This is a genomic window from Gammaproteobacteria bacterium (assembly GCA_022340215.1).
Classification (GTDB): Bacteria; Pseudomonadota; Gammaproteobacteria; order JAJDOJ01; family JAJDOJ01; genus JAJDOJ01.
This window is the reverse complement of sequence record JAJDOJ010000189.1, coordinates 1-12,210: the sequence shown is the minus strand read 5'-3', so window position 1 is coordinate 12,210 and position 12,210 is coordinate 1. Positions and strand designations below refer to the sequence as shown.

The window sequence follows — 12,210 nt, the reverse complement described above, 5'->3', positions numbered from 1 at the left end:
GAGGCGTTACAGGCTTATTTCAGGCAGGGCGTCAAGAAGGTCATCGTCGCGGCACCGACCGAGGGCGCGCTCAACATCGTTTACGGGATCAACCACCCTCTGTACGATCCGGCCGAACACCATCTCGTCACGGCAGCCTCCTGCACCACCAATTGCCTGGCGCCCGTGGTCAAGGTGATGCACGAGAAGATAGGCATCGTGCATGGCTGCATGACCACCATACACGACATCACAAATACCCAGACCATTGTCGACAAGGGCCACAAGGACCTGCGCCGGGCGCGCGCCTGCGGCCAGTCGCTGATCCCGACGACCACGGGTTCGGCCAAGGCCATCACCAGGATCTTCCCGGAGCTGACGGGCAAGCTGAACGGGCACGCCGTTCGCGTGCCCCTGCTCAACGCCTCTCTGACCGATTTCGTCTTCGAGGCGGCGCGGCCGGTGACTGCCGTCGAGGTCAACGGCTACTTCACGGAGGCAGCGGAAGGCGCGCTGCGGGGCATCCTGGGATACGAGGAGCGTCCGCTGGTTTCGGCCGACTACGTGAACGATCCCAGGTCGTCGATCGTCGATGCGCTGTCCACCATGGTCATCGACGGGACCCAGGTCAAGGTCTACGCCTGGTACGACAACGAGTGGGGTTACGTCAATCGGATGGTGGATATCGCCGTCATGGTCGCCAGGAGTCTGTGAACATGGACTGGAAATTGCTCGGACTGGTCTTCGGCACGGTGTTCATTGCCGAACTCGGGGACAAGACACAACTCGCTACGCTGCTGTTCGCGGCGGACAAGGAGGTCAGCAAGTGGACGATCTTCTTCGGTGCATCCCTGGCCCTGATCGTCACCTCGGCCATCGGGGTGCTGGGCGGTGCCTTGATCGCGCAATACGTGAGTGAGCGAACCCTGCAGGTCATTGCCGGTGTCGGGTTCATCCTCATCGGGGCCTGGACCCTGCTGCGGTAGCGAGCCGATGGAATCCAACCTGCGCAACTATCTCGTCGTGACCGGGGGCTACTGGGCCTTCACGGTCACCGACGGCGCCATTCGCATGCTCGTCGTGCTGTATTTCCACCAGTTGGGTTACTCCCCCTTCGAGGTGGCGATGCTGTTCGTGTTCTACGAGTTTTTCGGCATTGTCACCAATCTCGTCGGCGGCTGGTTGGGGGCGCGCATCGGGCTCAACTTTACGATGCACATCGGCATGGGGCTGCAGGTGGTCGCCCTCGCCATGCTCGCGGTCCCGGACGCCTGGCTGTCCGTGCCCTACGTGATGGCGGCACAGGCACTGTCGGGTATCGCCAAGGACCTCAACAAGATGTCCGCCAAGGCGAGCGTCAAGACCCTGGCCGGAGAAGGAAGCGAATCCCGGCTGTTCCGATGGGTGTCCGTACTCACCGGTTCGAAGAACGCGCTGAAGGGGGCGGGATTCTTCGTCGGCGCCGCCTTGCTCGAGTGGATCGGTTTCCGCGGCGCCCTGGCGGTACTGGCGGGGACGCTGCTGGCCGTCCTGATCGTCACGGCGATTCTCCTGCCTTCCGGCATCGGCAGGATGAAGTCCAAGCCGAAATTCACGCAGGTGTTTGCCACTCGCCCGGAGATCAACTGGCTGGCGGCCGCGCGCTTTTTCCTTTTCGGTTCGCGCGACGTGTGGTTCGTCGTCGGACTTCCGGTGTATCTCTATTCGATTCTCGGATGGTCCTTTATTCAGGTGGGTGGCTTCCTCGCCCTCTGGGTGATCGGCTACGGCTTCGTTCAGGCGTCTGCGCCGAAACTCCTCCGGCGCAGTCACCACGGGCAGGGCCCGGGCGGCGGGACCGTAAGGCTCTGGGCCTTCGTGCTGGCAGTCCTTCCGGTCGGGATCGCCCTGGCGCTGGGCCGGGACTGGGATCCCGCTGCCGTCCTGATCGTCGGGCTCGTGCTGTTCGGGATCGTGTTCGCCATCAATTCGGCGGTGCACTCCTACCTGATCCTGGCCTATTCGGACTTCGACAAGGTCTCGATGAACGTGGGCTTTTACTACATGGCCAACGCCGGCGGCCGGCTCGCCGGCACGGTTCTATCGGGTTGGGTGTATCAGACGCACGGACTGGAGGGGTGCCTGTGGTGGTCGGCGGGCTTCGTGCTGGCCGCGGCGATGCTGTCGTTTCCTTTGCCCGAGCCCGGTGAGGGGCAGGTCGCGCCCGCCTGAAACGCGGTTTCCACGAAAGGGGCGCCGAAACTGGCGCCGTATTCAAATACACATATTGCAGGCTCGCTTGCTCCGTTCCTGCAGAATGCCACGTCTTTGGACGTCACCTCCCAGATATCCCTGAGGACCCATAAATCAGGCGGGTAGCCCCAAAGTGATGAGGGATATCGACTGAATCCGTAAATTCAGATGACCTGACCCACATATCTTCCCAGGCCGGCAGGCGGCCCGGCCCAGGTGGATGGGTAGAGCACCGGCATGTTCTCAACCGACTTTCCGGTTGGGATCCGCAGACACCCATGACGGTGGAACCGCTGCGCTTGTTCCACCCTACGCAACGTCATGACTCACCGAAAGCACGGAAAAGTGTGGTCCATGACGATCGAGATTCGGATCGCGGATCATTTATAAACTTCGCCGGGTTTTTTTAAAAATGGGGTAGAGAACCGTCGCCGCCGGTCCGGTTTCCTTCCGGGAGCCGGTTAGTCTGTTGCCTCGGTTGGAGGTTTCCGATCGGTACGCTACTCGTTCTGCACGCAAGGGATCGCATTACTTCGACCTGGCCGAAGAATGACGCACCTCCAATGCCCACCACGACGTTTCAGGGCCCGATGCCGCACCCGCAGAGGAACCTTCCGGGCCGATCGAACCGCGGTAGTTGCCGCACGCAGGGTAGGGCCGATTGAAATCACGCCCGCGGGGATTCGGGAAGGTCCGCAGGATCCCGCGGAATGATTTCCGATGGTGTAACGCCACATGGGCTGAGACGTTCGCCTTGTGGTTTGGTTTTCCAGCCGCTTGCCCCCATCTGTGCATAGAAGCGGCGCCCCGCCAGTGCACCGGCGGGTAAGCGGTGGCGGAACGCGTAGCCGGTAGATACAGCGTCATGACCCGCGAAACCGCATGCCCGTGCACCAACGGGCGGGTCAGTTTAAGCTTTGCCAGGTTCGGCTATCCGAGGGAACACTATGAGCCAGTCCATGCACATCGTCTGTCCGCACTGCGACGCGGTCAATCGAATTCCTGGTACGCGCGTGGGACAGGGGCCCAAATGCGGCAAGTGTCATCGGCCCCTGTTCAACGGCCACCCGATCGAACTGACCGGCGCCAACTTCCAGAAGCATGTCAGCCGGGGAGACATCCCGGTGCTGGTGGATTTCTGGGCGCCCTGGTGCGGGCCGTGCAAGATGATGGCGCCGGCCTACGAACAGGTGGCGAAGCAGATCGAACCGCGGGTAAGGCTTGCCAAGGTCAATACCGAAGTGGAACAGATGCTCGGCGCCCAGTTCGGTATCCGCAGCATTCCGACCATGGCGCTGTTCAAGGGTGGGCATGAGGTCGCCCGCCAGGCGGGGGCCATGGGGGCGAGAGACATCATGCGTTGGGTACAGGCGCATCTGTAGCGATCGCGGGACACGCGAACTCGGTGGGAGAATCCGGCCGATACATCGGCTGAAGTATGGAGGTATTGGCGTTACCGGAGGGATCCCGCACGCCGGTCGTCGGCCGCGTGCGGGATCCGCATTCCATCCGGGAGCAACGATCCCGATCGCTATCTCACCACTTCGGCGGCGTTGAACGTGGCGTTTCCCCGGCCGTCCTCGACCGCGTAGTACAGCCTGCCGGTGGTCGGAAGGGAGACCGGTAGCTTCACCTTGCCGTTCTTGTCGGCATAGCGGTTGACGAAGACCTCCCCCTGTTGTCCCGGTCTGGCGGCCTTGCCCGGCTTCCACAGACCGACCAGGGCGTCGGGAATCGGCATGCCATTGTCGTCGGTCACCAGCAGCTCCAGTTCGCAGAGTTTGCACATCCTGATCTCCTCCGGGATCCGCAGAGTCAGGTTCACCGGGTTACGCCGGCGGATCTGCAGATCGGGGTCGCCGAGCAGCAGATATACCCGTCACGGACAGGTTTTCACGAGAAAGAGTGTGTCAAATTCGTTTCGTGGCAAGACGCGATGACGCGCAATAGCCGCTCTATCTTGAAGGGACCGGCCGGTATCAGGACCCGGTCCGGGCAGTGTGATGCGGACACGGTGGCAATGACCGGTACACCAGACAAAACAGCCAGACAGGTTTTTCATCTGTCGCTTATCCGGTTCTTCGGTGAGCGCGAAAAGAACACCCTTCTCGACCCAGAGTGTGACCTTGATCCCGCGCGACCAGGTCGAGACCGGCGCCTCTCCCTTGTCGTAGTCCGGGTCCGGTGGAAGACTTTCGGGTCGTAGCCGAATTCGTAGAGCGTGTACAGCTCGTCCTCCCCTACGGCTGCAAAGCGCAACTGCGCCGCGGTGACGCCCTGCAGCGAACAGTAGCGCCCGCCGAGCAGGGTCAGTCCCCGGTCGGCGAGGTACCGGCTCTCCACCGGCATGAAGTCGAGCCGTGTAAAACATTCTTGGATCCCGGCGATGCGCGTGGTGTCCACCTCCAGCGGCTTGTTGTGCAGGTGGTTTTCGACCACCTCGGCGGCGATCTCGTCGATCAGGTTTTCCGGTCCGCCGAACCGGCTTACCCACGGTACGGTGACGCCCACCACCACCAGCACCAGGAGGGCCGCGACGGCGATCCAGGTGTTACGGCGAGGTTTCGGAGCTGGCGGCGCTTCATCGTGGGCACGCTGCATGGACCTCAGGGCGTCGAGCTGCCCTGCATCGAGGTGCTTGCTGTTCAGGTGGTGTGGTCCTGAAGGACCTTGTCGACTGGGCGTTTCATGTGCCCGTGCCTTTACCGATTCCAGTCGATCCCAGGCCGAACTGCGCGATCTTTCGTTTCAATCGATGGATGCGCGAGAGGATCGTGCCGCGTGGCGCGTCGAGTTGTCTGCCGATCTCCTTTGCGGTGAACTCCTCGTAGGCCCACAGATGCAACAGCTCACGTTCCATCGGATTCAGCCGATCCAGTATAGACTCCACCATCTGCCGGTCGATCACCCGTTCCCCGGGATCCGGCATGGCCATGGAAACCAGGCGGTCTCCGCCATCTTCCAGGGGCTCGCGCGGGTAGCGCTTTTCCTTTCTGAGCTGGTCGATGTAGCGGTTGCGCATCGCCCTGCGCAGATAGAACTCGGCGCCGTCGACCGGCCGGCGGGCTACATCCAGCTTCAGAAAACCTGCCAGCGCGTCCTGGAGCAGGTCATAGCTCAGGGCCTCGTCGGTGGTTAGCGAGAGCCCGTAGCGGTACAGTGCATTGAACTGGGCGTCACTGAACACCGGTGGGTTCCGTTTCGTTATCCGTCATCCGCGATGAAAAGTCCGGCAACCCAGCCGCGAGTAACCCGCTCTGGATCGGTCCTCGGGCAACGCCAATTGTATTTCCGTGCCGGTGAAGTGAACGCGCGTTCCTCAGGGAGGCGTCCAGTTCTCCAGGCTGATCGGCGGGAGGTAAGGACCGAGCCGCTCCCGCACCCAGCAATCCCCGCTCGCGGCCCTCTCGGTCGGCGTGGTGAATCGGTAGCGATAGAGCGTGCCGCGCACCCACTCGGGCGGCTGCTCGGGGAAGGGATCTTTGGCGAGCAGGTCCAGTACCGGGGGAGAGCCATCGAGCAGGCGGTATATCAGATCGCCCAGCCAGGGGTTCTCGTAGGGGCCTTCGTACGCGGCGAACCACAGGGTCCAGTCGAGCCGCGGATGATACGGGATGCTCCAGCGCGGGCAGCGGTGCACGTCGCCGGGCTTGAAAGGGAATTCGTAGGCGCGCCAGTGCTCGCCGTCGACGGACCCCTCGAGGACGATCTCGAGACGCTGCGTGTTCATCACCCCGAAAAAACCGTAGAAATTCGTGACCCCGAAACGCGAAGTCGCCGAAACGACCGCCGCCAGTGGTTCCGGCAAGGGCTTCCGTTCGAGGCGTTGCCAGGTGACCGCCAGGTCGACCGATACCACCACGGCCGCGAACAGGGCCGATACCAGGGTCGCAAGCCGCCCGGGTCTGGGGAGACGGTAACGAAGGCGCTCGGTGAGTCGCGACGGCACCAGCCGCTCGAGCGCGTGGTCGTCGAACAGGAACAGGCAGAGGAAGATCGTCAGCAGATTCAGAAAGTAGAAGTTGCCGGTCAGGGTGATCGCAACCTGCAGGAGCAGGAAACCCCAGGCCGCTACGAAGCGCGGGCGCCGCGGCATCAAGACCAGCCAGGGCAGGACCAGCTCGATCCCGAGGGTCGAGAGTACCGAAAGCTGCTGGAACCACTCCGGGAGCTGGTGCGCGTACCAGGCCAGCGGCGTTGGCAGCGGTTGGGTCTCGTAGTGGAAGTCGAGGGCGGTGAGGTTCGCCCAGCTCGGATCGTGGGTGAGCAGCTTGACGACGCCGGAAAGCAGCATGAAGCGGAACAGCAGCCAGCGGAACAGCCAGATGACGATCCGCGAGCCCATGGTCAGAAATATCGCGAGCAGACCCACCTCGAGGATCAAGGCGTCCGGCTGAATGTCGCCGAACACGGGCATCGCGACCCACAGCGAGAGGTGCAGCACGAACGTGACGACCAGCATCGCCCGCGTCAGCACGTTCAGCATCACGAGCCCGGATGCCACAGCGCCGGCCGCGCAGGCCGCGAGCAGCGCAACGTCGGAAGCGTTTATCCAGAACAGCGTGGGCGCGGTCCAGAAGCGCTGCGCGCCGTGCTCCGCGGCGATTGCGGCGAGGGTCTGCGAAAGGGGCAGGATGCCGCCGCTGCCGACCAGTCCCTCGATCTGAAAGCCGATGGAGACGAAGGCGACGAGGAATGTCAGGCCCAGCAGGCGCAGGAACAGCCCGCTGACGAGGTCCCACTCGGGCGGGAAGCGCTCCCCGCCCCAAAGCAGCCGCGAGGCCCGGTAGGCCGCGTCCCTGTGGTTGGCGATTACCCGGTAGGTGGCCTCCCCCAGCGCGGCGAACCCCGGCAGGTGGCGATACAGCCATAGGCCCGCACCGCGCCCGGGGACGAGCGCCAGGATCCGGAACCCCGCTTCGGCGCCGCTGTAACGCGCCCCCTGCGGATCGAAGAGCTGAATCGCGCGGCGGAACTCGTCCTCCGGCACCTCGGGATGGTCGTCGAGGATTTCCTGGTACGGGGTATAGGAGACCTGCTCGCCCGTCAGGCGTTGCCAGTAACGCACCCAGTAGGCGCAGAAGCTACAGTCACCGTCGTAGGCGAGCAGGGGGCGCCGGGGATTCGTGCGGTTCATGAATCTTCCTGATTACCCGCTAGACTCAGCCATATTCAGGCCAATTCCGTCAACGATAAATAGCATCCGCATCCCCTCGAAGTTACCTATATGGGACCTCAAAGGTACTACTGGAAACCACATTTAAGATGCGCGCAACGGGCCAATCCACTCTTGTCATGTAACATAACATGGTCTATGTTACATCATGTGTCAGCATCAGAGAGCCCGAAAAAAATGCCCATAGGTCAAAGCGGTCGGATCGTCATCGAGATCGACCCGGAATTGAAACAGGAACTTTACTCCTCCCTTGAGGACGAGGGACTGACCCTGAAACAGTGGTTTCTGGACAGAGTGACCGAGCATCTGCGGGGGCGAAATCAACTTTCGCTGCAACTGGTGTTTCACGATGGTGAGATCGCAGCAGATTACGCCGCGAAAACTAGGAATTAGGAGCCAGACGTCAGGACCTCGTCGTCTACCTGCCTCCTCCAGGTGTGGCCGGACGTCATATGCGATAGGTGCGCTGTTATCCGCTGTTCCTGTTGTATCCTCCGTGAAACAACGAGAGAAAGATCGTTTCGATGCGGAGACTAAATCTTGGGGATGATCGATCACTGGTCCGGAACGGACTACTATCGGCGAAACGCGAGGAGATATTTTCAGGACACGCTGAACCTGGACATGACACCGCTCTATGAGCGATTCCTTGGACAACTCTCCACCGGTGCACGAATACTCGATGCCGGCTGCGGATCGGGTCGCGATTCGAGGGCCTTCATTGAACGCGGATACGCTGTGCGGGCCTGTGACGCGTCACCCGAGCTGGCCGCGATGGCCGAGGCGTATGCAGGAATTCCCGTTGACGTTCTGCGATTCCAGGATTTCGAATATGTTTCGGAGTTCCACGGTATCTGGGCCTGTGCGAGCCTGTTGCACGTATCGCTGGAGGAACTGCCGGATGTTTTCAGTCGATTGGCCCGGGCACTCAAATCCGGCGGTATCGCCTATGCGTCATTCAAGTATGGCACGGGTTCCAGAGAAGTGGACGGCAGGCGGTTCACCGACCTCGATGAGGCGCGCCTGGCCGTGCTGCTCGCGGAACCCGGCGGACTTCGCGCAATGGAAACCTGGGTTACACTGGACGGCCGACCCGATCGTCGGTCGGACCGCTGGCTGAACGCACTTCTCGGCATCGCGGAGTCGGCGTGTTAAAAAGCCTGATCACGGGAGGAGATGCCGATCCGCTTCTGCCGAGGCTGCTCGAGGGCATCCACCAGGCCAAGGAGATAGAACTTGCGGTCGCATTCATCAAGAGCAGCGGTCTCGACATACTGTTCCCCGCCTTGTCCGATGCGCTAACGGAGCGCGGCGCCACGCTTACCGTTCTGACGAGCGACTACCTGGATGTCACGGATCCACGGGCGCTGCGCAGTCTGATGTTGTTGGCCGAGCGCGGCGCCGATGTTCGCGTGTTCGAAACAGCAGGGCAGGTCAGTTTTCATCTCAAGGCATATCTCTTCTTGCGTTGCTCCGATGGCACCCCGACGGGTGGCACCGCATTCATCGGCTCCAGCAACATCAGCAAGATCGCACTGACCGAGGGACTCGAGTGGAACTACCGCATCGAGTTCTCCGGGGATCCTGCGGATCCGGTGCAAGAGCGATTCTGTGAGATTCAGGATGAATACCAGGCATTGCTCAATCGCCCGGAAGTCATCGCTCTCGACCATGACTGGATAGCAGGGTACGAGAAACGCCGCAGAGTGCCGAACGCTGAGGTGGCGCCGGACAGCAACGACTCACCATTGCCAGCGCCGCGGCCCAGCGATGTGCAGAAAGCGGCGCTTCGGGAATTGTCGCGCACGATGGAAGAGGGATACCGGAGTGGCCTTGTCGTAATGGCAACCGGCCTGGGAAAGACCTACCTGGCGGGTTTTTTCGTCAAGCAGATGAATGCCGCAAAGGCGCTTTTTGTTGCGCATCGGGAAGAAATTCTCCTGCAGGCGGAGGCGACCTTCCAACGTATCTTCCCCCGATCGGTCGTGGGGCGATACACGGGAAACCGAAAAGAGATAGAGGCCAATTTGCTGTTTGCCTCCGTTCAGACCCTGGGCAGAACCGGCCATCTCGAATTGTTTGCGCCGGGGCATTTCGATTGCGTGGTCGTTGATGAGTTTCATCACGCGGCCGCCCCAACCTACCGTCGGCTTCTGACGCACTTCAGGCCTCGCTTTATGCTGGGTTTGACTGCGACGCCGGACAGGACGGACCAGTCCGATATCCTGAGTCTCTGCGACGATAATCTCGTCTACTCCGTGAACCTGTTCTACGGGATTGAACAGCGATTGCTTTGCAGGTTCAGCTACTATGGTATCCACGACGGAACCGTGGATTACACGGAGATTCCCTGGCGTAACGGAAGATTCGATCCCCACACCCTGTCCAACAAGCTCGCGACACTTTCCCGGGCCAGACATGCTTTGAAGGAGTGGAGAGACAAGGCGCAGAAGCGGACGCTGGCTTTCTGCGTATCGATCAAGCATGCAAGGTTTATGGAAAAGCAGTTCGCGCAAGACGGCGTTCGGGCGGTAGCGGTTTACGGAGGTTCCGAAATGGATCGCAGCGAAGCGCTCGAACGCCTCGATCAGGGATCCATACAGGTGGTTTTCTCCGTGGATCTGTTCAACGAAGGGGTGGACCTGCCGTCGATCGACACCGTGATGATGTTGCGTCCAACGGAGTCCAAGGTACTGTTCCTGCAGCAACTGGGAAGGGGGCTCAGACGGCACCCGGATAAGCAGCGATTGATCGTCCTGGATTTCATTGGTAATCACAAGGGATTTGTCAACAGGCCCCTGGCTCTGTTTGGCGATCAGAGCAATCTACGAGACCCGAGCGATTTTGCGCGCCGCTACGAAGAGGGCAATTTGACATTACCGGAAGGCTGTTACGTCAACTTCGATCTGGAGTTTATTAACTTCCTCGCTAGGCTACATGGCGGTGGCCCTGTCGACGACTATCGGTCGCTTCGAGATTCGCTTGGGCGCCGGCCGACTTTGACCGAGTATTTTCATAGTGGTGCGAGCGTTTCCCAGATGCGCAACCGTTGCGGGCAGTGGTGGGGTCTTCTACGTGAGCAGGGCGATCTTGATGATAAGGAACGGATCGTGTTCCAAGGACACGAGGCCTTCCTGAGAGAGATCGAAGTCACGCAAATGACGAGATCCTTCAAGGCGGTACTGCTTGAGGCGCTGATCGAGAACGACGGGTTTCGCAATCCACCCACCTTGGATGCCCTGGCAGAACAGGCACTGGGAGTATTCCGCCGCCGGAGAAATTTCATTGCCGATATCCGTAGAGATCTGAGAAATATCGATGACATCGATATGCGGCAGTGGACTACATACTGGAATGGAAATCCGGTAAACGCTTGGACCGGGGGTAACAGAAATCAGCATGACCGGAACTGGTTCGAGGAATCCGAGGGATACTTCAGACCGACATTCGCTATTTCCGACGATGAGCATGAGGTTTTCCAGGGCATGGTGCAGGAATTGGTGGATTTCCGCCTGGCATCCTATGAAAAGCACCTGAGTTCGGAGTCGGAGACGACCGGATCTGTCATTCCCTTCCCCGGTACCGCGAAGGATAGCGGGACGGAGTTGCCGTATTTCCCCAATCTGAAGATCGCATGCGGTTATTTCAGGAATGGAAGAGCGGACGAATGCGAGTACAAGGGCCTGGGCGACGGATACGGACGTGTCGATTCAGCTCGCTGCTTCATAGCCAGGGCGGTCGGCGACTCGATGAATGGCGGAAAACGTCCCATTCGAGACGGCGACTACTTGTTACTTGAATTGGTCAGTCCAGACCGCGCAGGATCCATCACAAATGCTACGATGGTCATCGAGAGGCAGGACATCGATGGAGGAGACCAGTACTTGTTGCGCGTAGTCAACAAGACGCGAGATGGCCGCTATATTCTGAAAGCCGCGAATCCTTCCTATGATGATCTCCAGGCCGACGAGAGTATGCGCCCCTTGGCGCGTCTGCGTGCAGTCATCGATCCTTCTCATTTGAGATCAGGCCAGAGTTTCGATCTGACCTGAATGGGTTCAGACCGCCTGTACGGAGACATTTCCTTCGCCGTCTACTAGAGGGAAAAGATGGAACTCCAGCGGGATGAAAACCGTCTAGATATGATTTTCGATGTCAGCAGTGTAGAGACTTACGTTCCTCTGAGGAGGCCTCCGGCTGGGATCCGTATCACGCGCCTGAAAACCCGATCGTCTCGGCGGACATCGTCAACCTGGGTTTCGTCGTCAATGTTATCGAAGACTTCGGCGAGCGGCTCGATGCATTGACCCGCGCCTTCTCTCTAGCGGAGCGGCTACTGGTGGTATCTGTCATGTTGGCCAACCAGAACGATGTACAAGGACAGTGCTTCCGGGACGGTGTGCTGACCAAACGCCAGACCTTTCAAAAATACTACACCCAGGCGGAGATCAAGGCCTTCCTAGAGGCGGCGCTGGATGAGGAGCCCATACCTGTGGCTCCCGGGGTGCTTTATGTCTTCCGCGACAAGGATGCAGAGCAGCGCTTCTTGGTCGACCGTTACCGCAGCCGACGAAATCTCCTGCGGAGTCCGTCCGTCACCGAGCGGGAGCGGTTGGCGCCGCGCCGTCGCAACCGTGCTGCGGTGAAGTACGAGTCTTACTGCGAACCCCTGGAGCGGTTGTGGGAGCTCCGAATCTCCCTTGGCCGCGCACCAGACAAGGCAGAGGTCGATGACCTACTGCCCCTGATTGAGGGCTTCGGCACTCTCGGTAAGGCGCTGCGCTTTGTCAAGAGACGTAAGGATACCGAGGAGATTGAGTGTG

11 protein-coding genes and 1 pseudogene are annotated in these 12,210 nt (G+C 60.4%); 8 read left to right on the top strand and 4 right to left on the bottom strand.

Features of this window, described 5'->3' with window-relative positions; translation table 11 throughout:
• From LJE91_13395 to trxC, 4 genes are all read left to right on the top strand, one after another.
• The coding region (locus LJE91_13395) for a glyceraldehyde-3-phosphate dehydrogenase (GenBank protein ID MCG6869677.1) at positions 1–693 on the top strand (693 nt) is incomplete at its 5' end.
• Between the two features lie 2 nt (positions 694–695).
• Positions 696–965, top strand: a complete 270-nt coding sequence (locus LJE91_13390) for a TMEM165/GDT1 family protein (GenBank protein MCG6869676.1) — start codon at positions 696–698, stop codon at positions 963–965.
• 7 nt (positions 966–972) lie between these two features.
• Positions 973–2,190 carry an organoarsenical effux MFS transporter ArsJ gene (arsJ, locus tag LJE91_13385; GenBank protein ID MCG6869675.1) on the top strand — a complete coding sequence of 406 codons (1,218 nt, stop codon included), beginning with the start codon at positions 973–975 and terminating at the stop codon, positions 2,188–2,190.
• A gap of 968 nt (positions 2,191–3,158) precedes the next feature.
• Positions 3,159–3,593, top strand: a complete 435-nt coding sequence (gene trxC, locus LJE91_13380) for a thioredoxin TrxC (GenBank protein MCG6869674.1) — start codon at positions 3,159–3,161, stop codon at positions 3,591–3,593.
• Positions 3,594–3,742: 149 nt separating this feature from the next.
• Here the strand turns inward: trxC and LJE91_13375 are convergent, their stop codons facing one another.
• The 4 genes from LJE91_13375 to LJE91_13360 all read right to left on the bottom strand — a co-directional run bounded on the left by LJE91_13375 (position 3,743) and on the right by LJE91_13360 (position 7,348).
• A complete protein-coding gene (locus tag LJE91_13375; GenBank protein MCG6869673.1) occupies positions 3,743–4,036 on the bottom strand; it encodes a hypothetical protein in 294 nt (97 codons plus the stop codon).
• Between the two features lie 233 nt (positions 4,037–4,269).
• Positions 4,270–4,812 (bottom strand): hypothetical protein, encoded by a 543-nt coding sequence (locus LJE91_13370; GenBank protein ID MCG6869672.1) that lies wholly within the window; start codon positions 4,810–4,812, stop codon positions 4,270–4,272.
• Between the two features lie 85 nt (positions 4,813–4,897).
• The gene (locus LJE91_13365) at positions 4,898–5,398 is read right to left on the bottom strand and encodes a sigma-70 family RNA polymerase sigma factor (GenBank protein ID MCG6869671.1); all 501 of its coding nucleotides are present in this window, start codon (positions 5,396–5,398) and stop codon (positions 4,898–4,900) included.
• Positions 5,399–5,530: 132 nt separating this feature from the next.
• Positions 5,531–7,348: a lipase maturation factor family protein gene (locus tag LJE91_13360; protein MCG6869670.1), complete on the bottom strand. Its 1,818-nt coding sequence runs from the start codon at positions 7,346–7,348 to the stop codon at positions 5,531–5,533.
• Positions 7,349–7,564: 216 nt separating this feature from the next.
• On the opposite strand from LJE91_13360, the gene LJE91_13355 reads away from it, so the two are divergent.
• The 4 genes and pseudogenes from LJE91_13355 to LJE91_13340 all read left to right on the top strand — a co-directional run bounded on the left by LJE91_13355 (position 7,565) and on the right by LJE91_13340 (position 12,210).
• Positions 7,565–7,780 carry a hypothetical protein gene (locus tag LJE91_13355; GenBank protein ID MCG6869669.1) on the top strand — a complete coding sequence of 72 codons (216 nt, stop codon included), beginning with the start codon at positions 7,565–7,567 and terminating at the stop codon, positions 7,778–7,780.
• Between the two features lie 153 nt (positions 7,781–7,933).
• Positions 7,934–8,542, top strand: a complete 609-nt coding sequence (locus tag LJE91_13350) for a class I SAM-dependent methyltransferase (GenBank protein MCG6869668.1) — start codon at positions 7,934–7,936, stop codon at positions 8,540–8,542.
• The gene (locus LJE91_13345; protein MCG6869667.1) at positions 8,536–11,439 is read left to right on the top strand and encodes a DEAD/DEAH box helicase family protein; all 2,904 of its coding nucleotides are present in this window, start codon (positions 8,536–8,538) and stop codon (positions 11,437–11,439) included. Before LJE91_13350 ends, LJE91_13345 begins: the two co-directional genes overlap by 7 nt.
• Before the next feature lie 92 nt (positions 11,440–11,531).
• Positions 11,532–12,210, top strand: a pseudogene (locus LJE91_13340) (DNA phosphorothioation-associated putative methyltransferase).

Coding starts and splice junctions, on each gene's coding strand:
- trxC (MCG6869674.1), top strand. CDS start 3,159: ATGAGCCAGTCCATGCACATCGTCTGTCCGCACTGCGACGCGGTCAAT.
- LJE91_13350 (MCG6869668.1), top strand. CDS start 7,934: ATGATCGATCACTGGTCCGGAACGGACTACTATCGGCGAAACGCGAGG.
- LJE91_13360 (MCG6869670.1), bottom strand. CDS start 7,348: ATGAACCGCACGAATCCCCGGCGCCCCCTGCTCGCCTACGACGGTGAC.
- arsJ (MCG6869675.1), top strand. CDS start 973: ATGGAATCCAACCTGCGCAACTATCTCGTCGTGACCGGGGGCTACTGG.
- LJE91_13355 (MCG6869669.1), top strand. CDS start 7,565: ATGCCCATAGGTCAAAGCGGTCGGATCGTCATCGAGATCGACCCGGAA.
- LJE91_13370 (MCG6869672.1), bottom strand. CDS start 4,812: ATGCAGCGTGCCCACGATGAAGCGCCGCCAGCTCCGAAACCTCGCCGT.
- LJE91_13390 (MCG6869676.1), top strand. CDS start 696: ATGGACTGGAAATTGCTCGGACTGGTCTTCGGCACGGTGTTCATTGCC.